General features: G+C 49.4%; 18 protein-coding genes. 1 reads left to right on the forward strand and 17 read right to left on the reverse strand.

What is annotated here, in order from left to right:
• Positions 1-4: 4 nt before the first annotated feature.
• The 14 genes from AB4Y93_RS11165 to AB4Y93_RS11230 form a co-directional block, all read right to left on the reverse strand.
• The gene (locus AB4Y93_RS11165) at positions 5-925 is read right to left on the reverse strand and encodes an ABC transporter permease (RefSeq protein WP_441891860.1); all 921 of its coding nucleotides are present in this window, start codon (positions 923-925) and stop codon (positions 5-7) included.
• 21 nt (positions 926-946) lie between these two features.
• A complete protein-coding gene (locus AB4Y93_RS11170) occupies positions 947-2608 on the reverse strand; it encodes an ABC transporter substrate-binding protein (protein ID WP_441891862.1) in 1662 nt (553 codons plus the stop codon).
• An 18-nt stretch (positions 2609-2626) separates the two neighbouring features.
• The gene (locus AB4Y93_RS11175) at positions 2627-3970 is read right to left on the reverse strand and encodes an LLM class flavin-dependent oxidoreductase (protein WP_441891864.1); all 1344 of its coding nucleotides are present in this window, start codon (positions 3968-3970) and stop codon (positions 2627-2629) included.
• Positions 3971-4570: 600 nt separating this feature from the next.
• Positions 4571-5794 (reverse strand): M20 metallopeptidase family protein, encoded by a 1224-nt coding sequence (locus AB4Y93_RS11180; RefSeq protein ID WP_441891866.1) that lies wholly within the window; start codon positions 5792-5794, stop codon positions 4571-4573.
• On the reverse strand, positions 5791-7119 hold the full coding sequence (locus tag AB4Y93_RS11185; RefSeq protein WP_441891868.1) for an LLM class flavin-dependent oxidoreductase: 1329 nt from the start codon (positions 7117-7119) through the stop codon (positions 5791-5793). Before AB4Y93_RS11185 ends, AB4Y93_RS11180 begins: the two co-directional genes overlap by 4 nt.
• A complete protein-coding gene (locus AB4Y93_RS11190; protein ID WP_441891870.1) occupies positions 7119-7613 on the reverse strand; it encodes a DinB family protein in 495 nt (164 codons plus the stop codon). Before AB4Y93_RS11190 ends, AB4Y93_RS11185 begins: the two co-directional genes overlap by 1 nt.
• 73 nt (positions 7614-7686) lie before the next feature.
• Positions 7687-8874, reverse strand: coding sequence for an amidohydrolase (locus AB4Y93_RS11195; RefSeq protein ID WP_441891872.1), 1188 nt, complete (start codon positions 8872-8874; stop codon positions 7687-7689).
• Positions 8875-8885: 11 nt separating this feature from the next.
• The gene (locus AB4Y93_RS11200) at positions 8886-9896 is read right to left on the reverse strand and encodes an LLM class flavin-dependent oxidoreductase (RefSeq protein ID WP_441891874.1); all 1011 of its coding nucleotides are present in this window, start codon (positions 9894-9896) and stop codon (positions 8886-8888) included.
• 56 nt (positions 9897-9952) lie between these two features.
• Positions 9953-10705 (reverse strand): amino acid ABC transporter ATP-binding protein, encoded by a 753-nt coding sequence (locus tag AB4Y93_RS11205; RefSeq protein WP_167279249.1) that lies wholly within the window; start codon positions 10703-10705, stop codon positions 9953-9955.
• On the reverse strand, positions 10702-11412 hold the full coding sequence (locus AB4Y93_RS11210; protein ID WP_167279248.1) for an amino acid ABC transporter permease: 711 nt from the start codon (positions 11410-11412) through the stop codon (positions 10702-10704). The genes AB4Y93_RS11205 and AB4Y93_RS11210 overlap by 4 nt, the downstream gene beginning before the upstream one ends.
• Positions 11402-12202: an amino acid ABC transporter permease gene (locus AB4Y93_RS11215; protein WP_441891877.1), complete on the reverse strand. Its 801-nt coding sequence runs from the start codon at positions 12200-12202 to the stop codon at positions 11402-11404. Before AB4Y93_RS11215 ends, AB4Y93_RS11210 begins: the two co-directional genes overlap by 11 nt.
• Positions 12203-12241: 39 nt before the next feature.
• Positions 12242-13114 carry a transporter substrate-binding domain-containing protein gene (locus AB4Y93_RS11220; RefSeq protein WP_441891879.1) on the reverse strand — a complete coding sequence of 291 codons (873 nt, stop codon included), beginning with the start codon at positions 13112-13114 and terminating at the stop codon, positions 12242-12244.
• Between the two features lie 61 nt (positions 13115-13175).
• Positions 13176-13709, reverse strand: coding sequence for a GNAT family N-acetyltransferase (locus AB4Y93_RS11225; RefSeq protein ID WP_441891881.1), 534 nt, complete (start codon positions 13707-13709; stop codon positions 13176-13178).
• Positions 13710-13867: 158 nt separating this feature from the next.
• The gene (locus AB4Y93_RS11230; protein WP_167279244.1) at positions 13868-14752 is read right to left on the reverse strand and encodes a LysR family transcriptional regulator; all 885 of its coding nucleotides are present in this window, start codon (positions 14750-14752) and stop codon (positions 13868-13870) included.
• Positions 14753-14883: 131 nt separating this feature from the next.
• Here AB4Y93_RS11230 and AB4Y93_RS11235 point away from each other — a divergent pair, with 131 nt between their 5' ends.
• A complete protein-coding gene (locus tag AB4Y93_RS11235) occupies positions 14884-15414 on the forward strand; it encodes a GNAT family N-acetyltransferase (RefSeq protein WP_441891884.1) in 531 nt (176 codons plus the stop codon).
• A 229-nt stretch (positions 15415-15643) separates the two neighbouring features.
• Here the strand turns inward: AB4Y93_RS11235 and AB4Y93_RS11240 are convergent, their stop codons facing one another.
• The 3 genes from AB4Y93_RS11240 to AB4Y93_RS11250 all read right to left on the reverse strand — a co-directional run bounded on the left by AB4Y93_RS11240 (position 15644) and on the right by AB4Y93_RS11250 (position 19808).
• Positions 15644-17464 (reverse strand): glycoside hydrolase family 35 protein, encoded by a 1821-nt coding sequence (locus AB4Y93_RS11240; protein WP_441891886.1) that lies wholly within the window; start codon positions 17462-17464, stop codon positions 15644-15646.
• A 91-nt stretch (positions 17465-17555) separates the two neighbouring features.
• Complete coding sequence (locus AB4Y93_RS11245; protein WP_441891888.1) at positions 17556-18929, reverse strand: ABC transporter substrate-binding protein; 1374 nt, start codon at positions 18927-18929, stop codon at positions 17556-17558.
• 108 nt (positions 18930-19037) lie between these two features.
• A complete protein-coding gene (locus AB4Y93_RS11250; RefSeq protein WP_441892531.1) occupies positions 19038-19808 on the reverse strand; it encodes a carbohydrate ABC transporter permease in 771 nt (256 codons plus the stop codon).
• Between the last annotated feature and the right edge of the window lie 31 nt (positions 19809-19839).

Raw genomic sequence — 19839 nt, forward strand, 5'->3', positions numbered from 1 at the left:
CTCCTTACGTAGAGCGCCTTACTCTTGGATCTATAACGGTGTATGACAAGTCGACAAGCAGATTCACGATGACATAGATCAGCGCCGTGAAAAAGATAACGCCCTGCACAACCGGAAGATCCTTCGCCATCAGGGCATCAGACATAATCCGGCCAATGCCTTGGCGGGAGAATACCGTCTCAATGACAACGGTGCCTGCCAGCATTTCCCCGATCAGCATGCCGACCATCGTCACAGCTGGAATCAGCGCGTTGCGCAGTGCATGCTTATACATCACAATCCGTTCGGACAATCCTTTGGCGCGTAGTGTCAGCATAAAATGCTCATTGATAATATCAAGCATGCTGCTCCGCACCATCCTTACGATGAAGCCAGCCCCAACTATTCCAAGAGTTAGGGCTGGAAGCACCAGCGTCTTCCATCCATCAGATCCCATTGCCGGGAACCAGCCCAGATTAAGACTAAACAATACAATGAGCAGAATACCCGACCAGAAGGTCGGCATAGAGATGCCGAACAGTCCAACAACACGGGCAATTAGATCAATGGGGCCATTCCGGTGAATAGCCGAGAGGACACCTAATACGAGGCCAACTACAGCCGCAACCAAGGCACTAACTGCCGTAAGGGCAAGCGTAGCTGGAAAATGATCGATGATTTTATTCAGCACCGGTTCGGAATTTAATAGGGAATTCCCGAAATCGCCCTGTACCATATCGCTTATATACCGGGAGAACTGAATATAGAAGGGTTGGTCTGTACCTAATTGATGCTTCAAATTCGCAACCATCTCCGGTGTGGCAACCGACGGATCAAGCATCGTATCCGTCGGGTCGCCTGGGAGTACATAGAGAATCGCGAACACCAGCACCAAGGTGCCCGCGATGACTAGCAAGGAAGATAGAATGCGTCCGGCGATGAACATGAAGAGCCACCTCCCTTCCGATTATGAACCGATTGATACCGCATTGAACAGTGGATAGCCAAGTGAATCAAAGACAAGTCCTTTTACGGATTTATCCGCGGCTACTGTGTATGGGAATACATAAATCGGAAGAATGACTGCCTGATCGATAATATAATGCTGAATTTGCTTATAAATGTCTGCCCGCTTCGTATCATCCGTTTCTATACGCCCCTGCTCCAGCAGCTTGTCGATCGACGGATCGGATAAGCGCGTGAGCGACGGCAAGGCCTTCGGATCAGTAGAGTGATAGAAGGAATAGAGCGCATTAGGATCCGAGTTTACTTGGCTGTTGCCATAGAGATCATAACTGCCATTGGTATAGACAACTGTGCGGACATCTTTCGTAATCTCCACCTCAACAACAACACCAAGTGCCTTCAACTGCTGTTGGATGATAACTGCGATATCATTGCGCTTCTCACGATTTGGCGTTCCGTCTACATAGTGCAAGCTAAGCTTCTTGCCATCCTTCTCGCGAATACCGTCTGCTCCTTTTACCCAGCCAATCTCATCCAGCAGCGCGCCTGCTTTCTCAAGATCCGGCTTCACACTGTTCTCAAGCGTTGGATCATAACCGAAGGTGCCCGGTGTAAGCGGCGACCATGCGCGGTCATATGTACCGAGGTAAAGGGTCTTCACAATACTGTCTACGTCAACGGCCAGCTGTACTGCCTGTCTGGCTTTCACATCATTCCACGGTTCATGATCCTGATTGAAGAACAACGTATATGGCAGGCCAACGGTATTGGCTTCAAGCAGTTGAACCTTTGAATCGCCTTTTAAAGCAACGATATTTTGCGGTGGAACGGTTTCTGCTGCCAGCACCTGCCCGCTCTGCACACTGCCGATTCGAGTGGCTTCCTCCGGTACAATCTTGAAGGTGATGCCATCCAGATACGGCGCTCCTGTATTCGTCACTAGCTCGGATGCCCACTTATAATCAGGATTACGAGTTACTTGAATCTCGGCATTCTCTTCCCATTTCACGAATTTGAACGGCCCCGTACCAACAGGGTTCAGACCAAACTGATCGCCATATTTCTTCGCCGCTGTTGGCGATACGATACCAAGCAGCGCTTGGCTTAGATTGCCGAGAAACGCTCGTGACGGCGTGGCCAGATTCAGCTTAACCGTATATTCATCAATAACCTCCGACGACTGGTACGGCACAAGAAGCGCTGCTGCATTCGCCGCTTTCGTAGCCGGATCTATTATTCGATCGAAGTTATATTTGACCGCTTCCGCATTGAAAGGTGTACCGTCCTGGAACTTCACGTCCTGACGGAGCTTGAAGGTATAGCTGAGGCCATCTTCGGAAATCTCCCACGAGGTGGCAAGCCACGGCTTGATAGAATTATCCGGTAACTGAACAACCAGAGAATCATAGATCGTACGGATGACACGTACGGCAACAGCCAGACCGCTGCGATGTGGATCAAGGGTATCCGGAGAAGTCGCCAGTGCGTAGGTCAGCTCTCCCCCTTGTTTGACTTCAGTAGCAGCAGTAGTTGGCGTATCCGACTGCTGCGCTTGCTGGCTGTTATTGTTCTCTCCCTTATTCGATGCGCAAGCCGACAGCACCAGTGCCAATACCAACAGTACAGCAGCCGAGCTTTGGAACCGTGATCTATTTCTATTCATGGTATCTCTCCTAATTGGTTAGTTGATGGTAACGCCAGCCTGTTTACGAGCTGCTGCATAACGGTTCTCAGGAACAGGGATACCAAGATTGCCACGAAGGGTATCTGCCTCATACTCCGTACGGTACAGTCCACGCTCCTGCAGAATCGGAACAACCTGCTCTACAAAATCATCCAAGCCGCCCGGCGTTGCTGCTGCAATAATAAATCCATCAGCTGCTTCTTCTTCGAACCACTGCTGCAGCTGATCCGCTACATATTCAGGAGTGCCGATAAAAGCGTTGCGTGGTGTTGCTGCCTGCAAGGCTACTTCGCGAAGCGTAAGTCCCTGCTCCTTAGCACGACGCTTGATTTTGTCCGTTGTACTACGGAAGCTGTTCGAGCCGAAATCGCCCAAATCCGGGAACGGTGCATCCAGCTCATATTGCGAGAAGTCATGATGCTCGAAAAATCTTCCCAAATGATCGAGAGCCTTCTCAATCGTGACCAAATCAGCAATTTGACGGTACTTCTCTTCCGCTTCTTCCTGCGTAGCGCCGATAATTGGACCAATGCCTGGGAAAATAAGCGTATGCTCTGGATTACGACCGTTATTAGCAATCCGCTGCTTCACATCACGGTAAAACTCCTTCGCATCCTCAATCGACTCTGGTCCTGTAAATACCGCATCTGCTGTCTTCGCAGCAAGATTACGTCCGCTCTCGGAAGATCCCGCTTGGAATACAACCGGCTGCCCTTGCTTCGAACGCGCAATATTCAGCGGTCCTTGAACGGAGAAGAACTCCCCTTGATGATTCAAGCGGTGGAGCTTCTCTGGATCAAAGAATACGCCTGATTCTTTATCCCGGATAAAAGCATCATCTTCCCAGGAATCCCACAAGCCTTTCGCCACTTCCAAATACTCCTCTGCAATCCGGTAACGTTCCGAATGTGCGGGATGCTGTTTGCCACCGAAGTTAAGCGCACTGCCTTCAAGCGGGGATGTAACGACATTCCAGCCTGCGCGGCCGCCGCTGATATGATCGATCGACGAGAATTGACGTGCAACCGTAAACGGTTCGCTATAGGAAGTGGACAAGGTGCCAACAAGCCCAATGTTCGAAGTGACAGCGCCAAGTGCCGAGAGAATCGTAATGGGCTCAAAACGGTTCAAGAAGTGAGGAATCGATTTTTCCGTAATATACAGACCATCAGCTATAAAGAGGAAATCAAATTTGCCTTCCTCTGCTTTAAGCGCCTGCTGTTTATAAAAGCCGATATTGACGCTTGCATCAGATGGAATATCGGGATGTCTCCAGCCTGTGCTGCCTCCGCCGACACCATGAATAATAGCTCCCAATTTCAGTTCTCTCTTCTTTGTCATATACACTCCACCTTTTATCCAAATTTGTTTGTCTCAATAAACTTCCAATATAGTTAATAACCAATCTGTTTAGTAGGAATTTACCTTGGCAATACTGTATCACCCAGCCCCGGGCTGCACAATAGCGTATAAATCTCTTCTATCGATCATTAGTAATCATCTATGGGTGAAGGATTTACGGTATAAAAAAGGACCTCTCATACGTCATATAATGACGATGGGAGGTCCCGCTTTTGAATAAAGTAGGGAGCAGCTAGTGTTGTTTCAACAGTATCTTCTTCATGAAAATAACTTCCTCACTCTTTCGTTGGACTTCATCCAACGAAATCGATCTGGCAATTGTACTGCCGCGGGTTATATTGGATTCCATCCAGTCACTTCAACGCATTATGCGCTATCTCTGCCTCTGTACTATATTCTGCTGGATAGAATCCAATGTAACCATGTTTGCTTGGCTCGGATGCATCATTCTGTTGGATAAAGTACATTCTGGCGTCGGTGCATTTCCGCACCGTACCGACTTAGCCTAGGAGGATTGGCAAGATATGCAATGTAGCCACATGTCGGATTCAGTTTGAGGCTTGAACAGTCCCACTTCACCTATGCTCCTGCTGCGAGTTGAACGAGCAGTCTAGTACCATGAACAAGTATAGCTTCATCCAGATTAAATCTGGGATGATGCAGACCTGCCTGGTTGCTAACTGCCTCCTCTCGGCAGCCTAGTAATATAAAAGCACCTGGCACTCGATCAAGATACCAGCCAAAATCCTCACCGGCAAGGCTTGGCGTATGCTGCTTCAGCACATTATCCTCGCCAAGAACGGCAGTACCGGCACGCACAACTTCATCAACGGCTTCACTGTCGTTAACAACTGCTATACCCTCACGAAGCGCGATTTCATAGGAACCACCATAGGAAAGAGCTGCCGCACGAGCATGACGATCGAGTCCATCAGTAATCGCTGCTACTGTTGATTTGCTGAACGCACGAAAGGTGCCGGTTATAACACTCTGCTCCGCAATCGCATTAATGACCGTCCCAGCACGCACCGTTCCGAAAGCAAGCACAGCCTGCTCCTTCGGATCGACGCCATTTGCCATCAGCCCGTTTACTGCTGCGATGTAGGCTGCTGTCATCTGAATGGCATCAACAGCGAGATGAGGCGTACTGTGATGTCCATTCTTCCCATGGAACGTCACGTGAAAATGGGAGGAAGCAGCCATCGCATATTGCGGATGAATGCCGATTGTTCCTGCAGCAAGCTCCGGCCATACATGCAGGGCATAGCAGCGGTCAACTCCCTCAAGGATACCCGCATCAATCATATCCCGTCCGCCGGAGAGCAGTCTTCCATCAAGCGGACTTGGCAATGCTCCCTCCTCCGCCGGTTGGAAGACAAACCGAACTTCGCCAGCAAAGCTCTGTCGATAAGCTGCAAGCGTCTTTGCCGCCCCAAGCAGCATAGCCGTATGCGCATCATGGCCGCAGGCATGCATAACCCCATCGATATGCGATCGATAGTCGACATCATTCTGCTCCGTGATTGGCAGAGCATCCATATCCGCCCGCAGTAAGATCGTCCGGCCGCCTTCCAGTTCGCCGCGCAGCACGCCAACTACGCCTTTGCCAAAATGGGGGCCGACGCCAGTAGTGACGTCGATCCCCCATTCCTTTAGAAGCTGCGCTACGATACTTGCCGTGCGGTCCGTACTGTATAACAGTTCGGGATGCTGGTGCAGATCACGCCGAATAGCTACAAGCTCATCCTGCAGCGTCCCCGCAAAATCAAGCATCGTATTTACTGCTTCCCTGTTCAAAATCAAACGTGCTCAGCTTCTTTCGTATAACGGTTAGCTGGAATCGGCAGACCAAGGTTTCCGCGCAGCGTGTCACCTTCGTACTCGGTGCGGAACAACCCGCGCTCCTGCAGGATTGGCACAACATGCTCGATGAAATCTTCAAGTCCATGCGGTACCGAAGATCCGACCATAAATCCGTCAGCAGCACCTGCTTCGAACCACTCCTGCACTCGGTCTGCTACCTGCTCTGGTGTGCCAATAAAGATCGGACGGGGAGTTGCAACCGACAATGCTACTTGGCGCAGGGTCAGGCCGCGCTCCTTCGCATTGGCTTTAATTTTATCCGTACTGCTTTGGAAGCTGTTGCGGCCGAGATCTCCCAGATCCGGGAATGGCGCGTCCAGATCATATTGGGAAAAGTCATGATGCTCGAAGAACCGTCCAAGATAGAGCAGAGCATTTTCCGCTGATACCAGATCACTAACCTCTTGATATTTGCGTTCAGCCTCTTCCTCTGTACTGCCGATAATCGGACCAATTCCAGGGAACACAAGAACGTTATCCGGGTTACGGCCGAATGCGACCGCACGGCGCTTCACGTCTTGATAGAACGATACGGCTTCTTCCACCGATTCATGACCGGTAAAGATTGCATCCGCATGCTTCGCTGCATAATCTTTGCCAACTTCGGAAGAGCCTGCTTGGAAAACAACCGGCTGCCCTTGCTTCGAACGAGCAATGTTAAGGGGACCCTTCACCGAGAAGAACTCACCTTCATGATTTAATGCATGCAGCTTAGCCGGATCAAAGAATACGCCGGATTCTTTATCACGAATGAATGCATCGTCTTCCCATGAATCCCACAAGCCGCGTGTGACTTCCAAATATTCCGTCGCGATCCGGTAGCGTTTATCGTGATCAGGATGCTCTTTCTTGCCATAGTTAAGCGCGGAGCCTTCAAGCGGGGAAGTGACGATATTCCAGCCTGCACGTCCACCGCTGATTACATCAAGCGAACCGAACTGACGTGCAACCGTAAACGGCTCGCTGTAGGAAGTGGACAAGGTGCCAACGAGACCAATATGCTTGCTGACTGCGGCCAGCGCACTCAGAATCGTGATAGGCTCGAAGCGGTTAAGGAAATGCGGAATGGATTTTTCATTAATATAAAGACCGTCAGCGATAAAAGCCAAATCAAACTTGCCCGCTTCCGCTTTCTCTACCCATGATTTGTACAGCTCGAAGTTCACGCTGGCATCGGAAGGAATCTCCGGATGTCTCCATAACGAAGTGCTGCTGCCGACACCATGAAGCATCGCGCCAAGTCTTAATTGTTTACGAGTCGCCATTACACATTTCCCCCTTGTGCCACCGAGCTTTGAGCCTGGTAAGCTGCTTTGATTCGGTCAATCTGCCCCACATGATGCTGTACATGTCTCGAGAAGCCTTGAATAATATCACGTACGCGGACCGTTTCCCCTTTGAAGTTGATACCCGTCTTATCTAGATCCTGCTCGCTTAATCGGCCAAACAGCAGACCGTTATACTGCAGCAGCGCCCAGAACACGCTCAAAATATCAGCTGCATTGCCGTCATTGGAATGTTGACCGGATACCCAAAGGTCTTGATTAAAAGCAGGAAGCTGCGCCTTCGTATCGGCGAGAATATCGCGAATACGGAAGGATACTACAATATTGTGATCGGCCAGATGGGAGAGAACTTCCGTTACACTCCATTTGGCTTCGGTTTCTTTCCATTTCAGTTGCTCTTCGTCTAACCCTGTGATTGCCTGAGTCAGCACTAGATGCGTATCCAAATAGGCTTGAATATCGATTGCACTCATTGGAATCCCTCCGATTGTTATGAGTTGGCTGACGCTGGCGCCGCCTTCTTAAAGCTTGAGAGTAAAAATAAGTTTAGGCTTTCGTCCCATCGCCTGCTTCAGAAGCGAGTTCCGTAAGCGCACGCAGCGCCGTTCCCGCAAAGAAATCAGCAGCAATCGGCAGTGCCCGTTCATCAAGATCAAATGCTGGGTGATGCCACTCCCGTGGACCATCCGTCCCTACAAAAACAAACAAACCCGGTACCAGCTGCTGATAAGCGGCAAAGTCTTCTCCTGCCAGCGATGGTACAGGAGCAATCGGAAGCAATTCCAGATGCTCTGCTTCCCGCCATGCCAGCTCGGCCAATCCCTCGTCATTGCTGACAGGGGGCGGACCTTCGATCCAGCGGACTTTTGCTGTAGTGCCAAAGGCGATTGCAACTCCCTCAACAACCTGATCGAAACGCTCACGCACACGGCGGCGGACATTAGCGTCAAAGGTGCGAATTGTCCCTTCAAGCACAGCTTTCTCGGGAATGACATTCCACGCGGTACCACTGTTTAGCTTCGTGACGCTGATAACTGCGCTATCAAGTGCACCTACATTACGACTGACGATCGATTGCAATGCGGTGACGATATGCGATGCCGTTACAACCGGATCATTACCAGCCTCAGGAACAGCAGCATGCGATCCTTGACCCGCTACTTCAACAACAAAGCCGTCGGCCGCTGCCATAAGTGGTCCGCCTTTAATACCAATCGTGCCAACCGGCAGATCCGGCTTATTATGCAGACCAAATATAGCCCGGACACCTTCCAAAGCACCGCTGGCAATCACTTGCCGTGCACCTTTCGCCTTCTCTTCAGCTGGCTGGAAGATCAGCCGAACGGTACCCTGCAGCTCATGCTCACGTTCCTTCAACAAATAAGCGGTACCGATAATCGCTGCCGTATGAAAATCATGACCACAGGCATGCATCTTCTCCGGTACGGTCGAAGCGAACGGCAGGCCGGTCTCCTCCTGAATCGGAAGCGCATCGATATCAGCCCGAAGGGCTATAACCGGACCAGGCCGCTGTCCGCCAATCTCTGCAATAACACCCGTTTGCAGAGGATACTCGGCAATTCTAATCCCGGCTTCTTGAAGCCATCTGCGAATCCGAATGGTTGTCTCGAATTCCTCGTGAGACAACTCCGGGTTCTGATGAAGCTCCCTGCGAATATCTGTAAGTCGGCCCGCCAGCGCAACAGCGCTGCGAACTCTTGTCTCGTTACTCATGGGTTCCCCTCCTAAGCCGTTACTTCTGCGAATGCCTCGCTTAGCAGCTCATAAGAGCGAATCCGTTTCTCAAACGGTGCAATATTCGTCGTCACAATAAACTCATCTACGCCTGTTGCCTCCTGCAGGGCAAGCAGCTTGCTGCGTACCAATTCCTTGGTGCCTGCCGTAATAAGAGGTTCCTTCTCTTCAATCGTATAAGACTCGCCGGACTGCTGACCGTAAGCTTCTGCCTGCTCAATCGTGCCAAGCGTTACCTTACGGCCGCTCGCCAGATGCACCTTCACCAGCTTTTGCGGTGGTATCAAGCTAATCGCTTCTTCATCCGTATCCGCTACAATAGCAGATAAGGCTAGAATCGCTTGCGGCGAAGTGCCAAGCTCATAGTTGAACTCATTCTTGTATTTAATGACGGAATCTATCGCCGCCTGCTCGTCTCCACCGATAAACAAGGAAAACACATAAGGCAGTCCGAGACTCGCAGCCAGCTCTGCACTATCAGCAGATGCCCCCAGCACATACAGCTCTGGTGCAACTGCTGGAACAGGACTTGCTTTTAATCCTGCAAGCGGCCCATCCTCTTCGGTACGTCCCTCTACATATCCGCGAAGTTCGATGATTTTATCGGTAAGCGACCTTGGATTTACAATGTCCCGCTGAAGCGCTTGTGTACTGCGCGGCAATCCGCCCGGAGCACGGCCAACGCCAAGATCAACCCGACCCGGTTCAAGGGAGGAGAGAACATGGAAGTTTTCCGCTACTTTATAAGGGCTGTAATGCTGCAGCATAATTCCGCCGGAGCCGATGCGGATTTTATTCGTACGGGCGAGCAAATAGGAGATGAGTACTTCCGGCGAAGACCCGGCTACATACTCGGAATCATGATGCTCCGATACCCAGAAACGGCGGAACCCAAGGGCTTCTGCCTTTTGCGCCAGCGCTACCGTATGGGCGAATGCCTCCGCTGTGCTCTCCCCTGGATAAACTGGACTTTGATCCAAAATGCTTATTGTAATGGACATGTTATATGCCTCCTAAAAAGAATGACTTGGGTTAAGCTGTTCGTGAGATTCTTGTGCTAGATCGAATAACTGAATTCTGGCGAATACCGTTTGAGAAACTGCTTTGTCCGTTCTTCCTTCGGATTACCGAACAGTTCGGTCGGATTACCCTCTTCAACCACAACGCCGCCGTCCATGAAGACAACGTGATTCGCAACATCTTGAGCAAAGCTCATTTCATGTGTAACGATAATCATCGTAATGCCTTCCTTAGCAATCCTGCGAATAACAGCCAGCACTTCGCCAACCAGCTCAGGGTCAAGTGCAGAAGTAGGCTCATCGAACAACAGAACTTCAGGCTCAAGCGCAAGCGCTCTGGCAATACCAACACGCTGCTGCTGTCCACCCGACAGCTGGCTCGGATAAGCATCAAGCTTGGCACCAAGACCTACCTTCTCAAGCAGCTCAATGCCACGTTTGCGTGCTTCTTCCTTGCCTATTTTCTTAACCACAATAAGCCCTTCAATTACGTTCTCAAGTGCCGTCTTATGGCTGAACAGATTGTATTGCTGGAAGACCATCGCAGAGCGCTGACGCAGCGCATAAATATCTTTCTTGCCGGCATGCTTGCAGTCCAGCGTAAACTCGCCGATCTCAATTTCACCTTCGCTTGGCTTCTCCAAATAATTGATGCAGCGCAGCAGTGTTGTTTTGCCGGAGCCGCTTGGCCCCAGGATCGCAACAACCTCGCCCTTATTGACTGTAAGATCAATACCTTGGAGCACCTCATTGCGTCCAAAAGACTTACGAATACCAGTTAGCTTAATCATGCTACTCCTCCCTTGCTGTACACGTTGATTCTTCGCTCGATGAAGCCGGTCATTCGTTCAATACAGATTGTCAGTCCCCAGAAAATAAGTGCCGCTGCTATATAAGCCTCAAAGAACTTCCAGTTCGTAGAAGCCACGATTTGCGCTTTTGCATTCAAATCAACGACCGAAACGGTGAAAGCAAGGGTTGATGCGTGCAGCATACCAATAACCGAGTTAGATAAATTCGGAAGGCTGGCAGCAAGTGCTTGCGGGAATACAATTCGCCGCAGCGCCTGTGGTGTTGTCATCCCAATGGACCAAGCGGCTTCCATCTGTCCGCGTTCAACGGAAAGCAGACCAGCACGTATAACCTCTGACAGATAAGCACCCGCCGTAATGGAGAATGAAATGTACGCAAACCCGATCATCGGGATTTTGGCGGAATTCCATCCAAGCCCAAATTGATCAGAGAGACCGTCCACAACCATCGGCAGACCAAAATAGATAAGCAGCAGATGCGTCAGCATCGGTGTTCCTCGAATAAAAGTTACATAAGCGCTCGACAGCTGGGACAACACTGGAATCCGGTAGATTCGGGAGAGTGCCGTTATGGTACCAATGACGAACCCTACAAGTACGGATACTAGAGTAATCAGCAGCGTTGTCGGAACCGCAGACCATAATTGCAGGAAAGCGGTCCATATAAAGGACGGATCAAGCTTCATAACGAGGCACCTCCTTGTTGTCCAGCTTGAGCTCACGAGTTAGACGGCCTAACGTAACACGTTTGCGTTTTCGGGCAAAGAATCGGTTCTTCTCGCCGGAATCACGGCGCAAATGGCGTGACAGCCTGCGTTCTGCTATCAACATGAGACGCTCCAACGAAATACTCATAACCAGATAGATAAGCGCCAGTGCAATGTACGTTTCGATAAAATGCTGAGACAGCGAGCCAAGCGTTTGTGCTTTGCCCGTCATCTCCATCACGCCAAGCGTAAAGGCCAGCGAAGTGTCCTTCAGCATGGCGATAACCAGATTACCGAATACAGGAACGGCAATCCCGATTGCCTGCGGCAGTACAATCCGGGTAAAAGCCTGATACCCGGTCATGCCGATGGAATAAGCGGCTTCCACCTGCCCCTTGTTAACAGCAAGTACGGCTGCCCGGATGGTCTCCGATACAAAGGCACCTACATTAAGTCCAAACGTCAGAATGACGAAATAAATAACGGACAGTTTCGATATATCAATGCTGATCAGCTTCAGAATTTCTGGTAGACCGTAATAGAACAAGAACAGCTGAATGAGAATCGGCGTGCCCCGGAAGAAGGAAACGTACACCATCGATACATTCCGAAGCACCGGTACGTGATAGAGGCGGGGCAGAGCTACCAGAAAACCAACAAGCAGTCCCAGTCCGATAGCCCCTGCCACGATCAGCAGCGTAATATTCAACGTACTCAGCAGTTTGGGAATAAAATCAATTACATAGTTAATATCGAAGCCATATTCCATCTTGCCGTCTCACCTCTCATTACTCGTTAAATCACAATGCTATTTGGTGCTATCTAGGGTAAAGTCACCGCCCAGCCATTCCGTGCTCAATTTACCAAGGGTACCATCTGCTTTAAGCTCCTTCAGAGCAACGTCAACCGCATCAGACAGCTCTTGAGATGCCGGGTCGTTCTTGCGGAACATGAACAGGATATCGGCATCCGACAGGTCATCACCTGTTGTCTTCAGCTTGGCTTGCGGGTCAACCAGCGACAGTGTAAAGTCTGCGGCTAATGTAGCATCAACACGGCCGGTAGTAAGTTGGCTGACCGTATCGTTGGCTGCACCGTTTTGGTACACGATATTGATCTTCTTGTCATGATCTTTGTTATAATTCTCAAGGATTTGCGCTTGTGCGCTTGTCGCGCCAACCAGCACTTTTTTACCTGCCAAATCGTCAAGCGAATGAATCGTGTCATTATCTTGTGGAACGACAATTTTATTTTTCCAGTGAGCATACGGCTCTGTATTGAACAGATATTTCTCTTCACGCTCCGGATTTTTCTCCATTTCATGAGCGACGAGATCAATCTTGTTCGTATCCAGACTCAGAAGCAAGTTCGCGAAATCCATCGTCTGCAAATCGAATTCGTATTGCGGCAGACGGTTGTCGATCTCTTTAATAAGCTCAACATCAAAACCAGTCAGCTTCCCGTTCTCATCGATAAAGCATACTTTAGGGAATGCTGTCCCCGTGCCCACGACGATTTTCTTTACTTTACCGCCGGCATTGCTTGATGCCGTTACATTAGCAGCCGCTTTATTTGTGCTTTTTCCCTCGCTGCTGTTATTCGATTTATTATTGGAGCCGCATCCTGCAGCCACCAGAACTAACGATAATGCTGCTGTAACGACTAGTGCTTTTTTCTTCATATGGATATACCCCCGTCTATTCTTCGTTTATTGTTAGGTCTTTCCCCGATAATGCCAGGCATTAATTGGCTGCGGCTTGTTCTCCACTTGTCTGTTCGAATTTCACTGAGTCTACGATCTTGCGAAGCAGATGCATAGGCCCGTCACCATTGCCAGCATCAAAGGAACGTATGCTTTCGTAACCTCTGCGCTGATACATCGGAAGCAGCCACGGATGCTTCTCGGCCGTTCCAAGTGTCACTGCCGGTACACCTACTTTGTCACGGATAATCGTATTCTCGACCCAAGTGAGCAGCTTATCTCCGTATCCTTTTCCTTGCTCGCTAGGATGGACGGCAAACCATTTGATAAACGGCAAATCGGTAATCGCCTTTACCTCATCCGTCTTCGACAAAGTAATGGTTGCAACGATCGTTCCGTCCGCTTCCAGCACATAACACTCATTTTGTATAATGTTGTCTCGTATTTGATCCAGATCGGCATTGGCAGCAGGCCATTTCAGCTCCAGCTCCCGAATGAGCGAATAGGCTTCATAGGTTACTTCACGTAATCGTTCTGCATCCTCTACTCCAGCTTGCCTAAACAATTCACTCATGTTTCCCACCCCTTAGTCGTCTAATTATATAATTCCTATAAACTTAGTAAGGATTAAGTTGATATAAATGTATCATCTACTTAGCCCACGCGCTAATAGACTTTCTCTATCGATCGATTGATTATCCCGGTTTGGTGTATAGGCTGTATCAAGACATTCTAAATGCTGTAAAAGCTTAAGTTATCCTTAGGCAGCAAAGCTTGAATAAACTCTTCATTCTCGCCAGTCAGCGCAATCAGATTTGTCTGAAGAGAGATCCCCTTCGTCTCTTCAATCTCAATCGGAATAAGTTGGCCCTTGCTTACTTCCTCCTTCGCGCATAAGCCCGGAAGGAAGCAGATACCTGCCTTCTGCAGCACCAGCTTCTTGGCCGTCTCGGAATTATCCGCATGGAAGACGATATGGGGAGGCTGCTCCAGATGCTCGAATACACGGTGCAGACGCAGCCAATCCAGCGAACCGCATTCAAAGAAAACAAGCGGCTGATCATGGATGGCCTCAATAGATACTTTCCCCTCAGCCGCGAACGGATGCCCCTCATAGACATATAGCCGGATCGGATCGTCGTAGTACGGATATGACTGCACGGATGGATGTGCAAGCTTTCTAACAAAAGCGATATCGATCTCCCGATCGAGCAGCTTTTTGACCAAATCATCCGAGGGTGCCGTCGTTAATTTGAATGTCAACCGAGGGAATAACCGCTGTAATCTCGGGAGTAGATCGGGAATTAAATAATTGGAGACCGACACGGTGCTCCCGATCCGAATCTCTTGAGGACGGGCTCCCTTCTCCTGTAGATGCAGACGGCCTTTTTGAATCGTTTGAAGAATCTGCTGGGCGTAAGGGAGAAACTGCTTACCCTTCTCCGTCAGCATAATTTGCTTGCCAAGCCGGTCAAAGAGCTTGCAGTCGAGCTCCCTCTCAAGCGTCTGTATGCGTGCGGTAACAGAAGGCTGTGACAAGAAGAGCACCTCCGCCGCTTTATTAAAGCTGCCATAGTGATTGACATATACAAAGGCTTCAATGTTCTCAATATTCATAGACGAATCCCTCCTGCTAATCTATAGACTTTCTCTATACATCATTTTAAATTATTTTTATCATATAGGATTAATCGGAATTAGGGAATATACTTATTGTAAATAAATTCAAATAAGGAGTGTATCCAAAAATGAGCACAGACGAAATTGTTATCCGCGATGCATCAGAAGACGACCATGTATCTTTTATTGAGAGCTTAGTGAGTGCCTATAGACAATATGCAGAGGTACTTCCTGGACCAGTGTGGGAGCAATATGAATCAGGACTTCGGGCATCATTCTATGAAGGGAAGCCGATCGCCAGAATTGTGGCCGTGTCGAAGGGAGACATTATTGGAAGCCTCCAGCTGTTTGCCTCCTCAGAAGAAGCATACGGTCAGCCGGAGCTGGGTATTCATAATCCGATTATTCGATACTTAGCTGTCTCCCCCAAGGCCAGAGGAAAAGGAATTGCAACACTTCTTATTCGGGAAGCAATCAAGCGTACTCATACGATTGGCGCTGGAAGACTTAATCTGCATACTTCCGATATGATGGCTTCCGCCGTCCAACTATACGAGCGCTTGGGCTTCGAACGCGCTTACGAGACGGATTTATATAGTGGAGAGGTGCTCGTGAAAGGTTTCCGGCTTGAACTGAACGAAGCAGCACTTCGATTATAATTTGCGATGATGTATAAGACCCTGTCAGGGTCTTATACCGCCAATCTACGCTGCCTCAACACACAATAAGACCCTCGCAGGGTCTTATTACTTCTCGTAACCGCCATTATCGCGTGCTATGCCGCTGTTCACCGACTCATAAGACCCTGTCAGGGTCTTATCCCCCAAATCTCAGCTGCTCCAATGACAATAAGACCCTGGCAGGGTCTTATTGTGCATCATATCCTATTTATGCCTTCTCTTCATCCTGCACAAAATTCAGCACTTGTTCATCTACAGCTGCAGTCTCTCCGAGATCGGGAATATCCGTAAAGGTGACCGCTGAATCTCCGCTGCAGCCATGCAGCTCGAACATGATGATTTCGTTCCGTCCTTTGCACAGAAGCGGCCCTGGTACATACAAGGTACGCTGAGGTCCGGCCTCCCAGTACCTGCCAAGATGGAAGCCATTAATCCATGCGATCCCCTTCTGCCATCCGTCAAACCGAAGGAAGGTATCAGCGTTCTCGTCCACTTCGAAATAGCCACGATAAAAGGCTGGCTGACCATTCGACTCAGCTTTCTCATCTTCCACGGCTTCATATTCGACTCGTGCAAGCTGATCAGACTCCAGCGGCAGCAAGGAGATCGTCCAGTTCGACTGGAACTGGTTATCGATCAGGATGCCTTCGGTGATCCCTTTATGATCACGCAGATAAGGCCCGTAATTGACGCGCCCCATATTTTCGACAAGTACGTCGAGCCTTCCTCCTTCACTTGGGATAGAGATTTCGATCGGCAGCGCATTCCACCGCTCTACAACGCCAATCAGCTTGCCATCCAGAAACACCTGTGCACGATCACGAACTTCACGAAGATGCAGCTTTTGTCTGCTTCTTGGTCCCTTGATCCAGGTTGAATATAGAATAAAACCATATGCTTGATCAAAATACTCCATCGGCCGGATGCTGACGGAGTGTACTTGGCCTGAGGATACCTGCTCCAATTGGCTGAACAACTCTCCTCTTTCCGTTAAGGCAACCCGGCCATAGGCTTTTTTCGGAATTGGTGCCGGCCAAGGTGCTCCCTCCGATATGCCATGCTTCTCAAGCACTCTTCGGATAGCCCTGAATTTCTCTGTTATATCTCCCCACTCCGTAAGTGGGGCGTCATAATCATAGCTGGTTATCGTAGGTTCATAGTGTTCATCGTAATTTGCACCGCTGTAAAAGCCAAAGTTTGTCCCGCCATGGAACATATAGAGATTAACGGAGGCCTCTTGCTCAAGCATCTCGTCCAATACATTCGCGACGTCCTCCGCATCCCGGACATGATGGGGCTTCCTCCAATGATCAAACCAGCCAAGCCAATATTCCATCACCATTAACGGCTCGTCCTGCCGGTATTGCCGGTATTTATCGAAGGATTCTGCTACCCGGGAGCCAAAGTTAACCGTTGCATGAAGCCCCTCTACCGTACCGCCGATCAACATCTCATCCGTTGGGCCATCCGAGGTGAACAATAAGCAGTCAACGCCACGGCGGATTAGCCCATCTCTCAAGTAAGCCAAATAGGCGGTATCATTGCCATAGCTGCCGTATTCATTCTCGACCTGCATCGCAATGACAGGACCACCCTGCGAAGCAAGCAGCGGCAGCAGACGCGAAATCAACTCGTCATAATAACGGTCAATTTTCGCCAAATATGCCGCATCCATGCAGCGCAGACTCATATCGGATTTCAGCAGCCAGGCGGGCAGCCCGCCAAACTCCCACTCTGCACAAATGTAGGGGCTTGGGCGGACGATGACATGAAGACCAAGAGCTCCAGCTGTTTCAATAAACTTGACCACATCCGCGATGCCATCGAACCGGAAACAACCTTCCTTGGGCTCATGCAGATTCCACGGAATATACGTCTCTACCGTATTAAACCCACATGCCTTCAGCTTCAGCAGCCGATCCTCCCAATATTCCGGTACAACCCGGAAGTAATGAATCGCACCCGATAATATCCGATATTCCTGTCCGTTCAGCCAATATTTTTGATCCTTCCACTCTAACCGGCTCACTTCTACCCCTCCATTTGCTTGATACCAAAAGAAAGCTCCGGTGCAACCGGCAGGTTGTCTCCGAAGCTCTCTTCCATCAGCTTATGAGCAATTATTTATTTTCTTTCTCATTAATAATTTTGGTTGCTTCATCAACCATCCATTTCTGCACATCATCAATCGATTCGTTGCTGAGCATAAATTTGCTGAAGCCGTCATCGATTACTTTCGTCAATTCGGATGTAGACACTGTAATTACGCTGGAAGCATCCAGGTATTTGATGTTGTCGCCAAAGAGCGTGCTTTGCAGCGAATCCACATCGTACAGATCTTTGTTTTGACCGATAATGCGGTCAAGCAGCGCTTTGTTGTCCGCTTTTTTCCAGCCTGAGAACTCGGTTCTCTTATCTGAATCACATGTGGTCATGTAACGCATAAGCTTGAACGAAGCTTCTTTATTCTTGGAGCTTTCACCCATTACAACCGAGCTTCCGCTAGTGAAGTATTTGCCGTCTTCGTAGTTATTCGGCTCGGCGCCTGCCGGAGGCAGCGGTACTGGTGCAAACGCAGTTGTGAACGTATGCGGATACTGCTCCTGGTTGCCAACATCCGGAATCGTAAAGCTGCCTGTCAGAATCATTGCGGCCTGCTCATTAAAGAATTCCGTCCGATAATTCAGCTTGGCTGCCAGTACATCGGCATACGGCTTTGCGGATTTGTCAGTATTCTCCATGTCTTTGCGAAGCTGGAAGAAGTACTTATAAGAAGGGTCCGACAAGATCGTTGAACCGTCGTCGTAACGGAATGGATCCTTCATAACGGTCTGCGCCGGAGCATTCATATACAGTTCCCAAGTGTGGAAGTACGTGCCGTAACGCTTGTCCACACCTTCGCCTTTAGTCAGCTTCTTGGCATAGTCACGGTAGTCATCCCAAGTCCAGCCATAGCTTGGAACCGGAAGTCCCGTTTCATCCAGGGCATCCTTATTGAGCAGCACGTAATTGAAGCTTGATGTCAGCTGCATGCCGTAATAGTTGTCGTCGATCTTCGGATTCACATAATATTCGTCTTCAGGTACTAGATTTCCCTGCTTATAGAAATCATTTAATGGTGCTAGTGCACCTCTTGTCGCCCGCTCATAAACCGCACCAAGGTTTGGCATAGCCACTACGTCAACCGCCTCACCCGAGGAGATCAGGAAGTCCAGCTTTTTCAGCATTTCGACAGAATCACCAGGCACCAGTACGACATGCTCGACCTTGATATCCGGATTCTCTTTCATGAAATCATCCAGCATCGCATCGGTCGCAACCGACTGTGCTTCGTTGTCCCAGTTGTAATACTTAATGGTCACCGGTCCAGCGTTATTGCCAGCCGCATTGGAACTAGCCGAATTCTCTGAATTGCCGCCGCATGCGCTGAGTGCAACCGTGCCGGCCAGCAGTAAGCCCGCTACCGCTGTAAACTTGCGTTTCGATTGTTTCATTTTCTGCTTCCCCCTAGTACTGATTAATGACTACAAGCCCAGTATAACGATCGCCGTTATTGGCGAAGTGTGTAATTTTGAGGTGTAACGAGTACTTTTTTGACTACCTTACCCTTTAACACCACCAAGTGCAATCCCGTTAATAACCTGCTTCTGCATGATGATAAAAATAACAAGAAGAGGAATAACTGCCGACAAAGCGGCCATCATCATAATCGCGTAGTTATTTGTATAATCGTCCCGGAACAACGTAATGCCAAGCGGGATCGTATACAGCTTTTTGCTGAGCAGGAAGATCAATGGGTTCTGGTAATCATTCCAGGTCCAGATGAACTTAATAATCGCAACCGTAGCCAATACTGGGCGGCACAGCGGAATCATGATCGAGAAAAACGTCCTCAGATGTCCCGCACCATCTATCCGAGCCGCTTCAAGATACTCGTCGCTAATGTCTGACATAAACTGCCGGAGCAGGAAGGTGAAATATATCGAGAACATGCTCATCAGAATGAGCGCAGCATGAGTATCATACAACCCCAGCCAACGAATAATGAGGAACCGCGGGATAAGAGTCGCCTGATCGGGGATGATCATGAAGGACAACATCGCCAGAAAAACGAGGTTCCGTCCACGGAATCGCAGCTTTGTAAGCGAGTAAGCAGACATCGAGGAAATCAGCAGCGTAATGAGCGTCGTAATAATCGCAACCTTGAGAGAGTTCCAGTAGAAATCATAAAATGGAACCCGCCCCATCCAGACTGATTTGAAGTTATAAAGTACATTGATTTTTTCCGGAATCCATTGAATTGGAAAGCGCATGACATCCTTCTCAAATTTGAAAGCGGACGATACCATCCAGACGAGCGGTGTCAGGAACATGAGGGAGAACACCCCCAGAATTACGGTTGTG

Source organism: Paenibacillus sp. YAF4_2, assembly GCF_052113225.1.
Lineage (GTDB): Bacteria > Bacillota > Bacilli > Paenibacillales > Paenibacillaceae > Pristimantibacillus.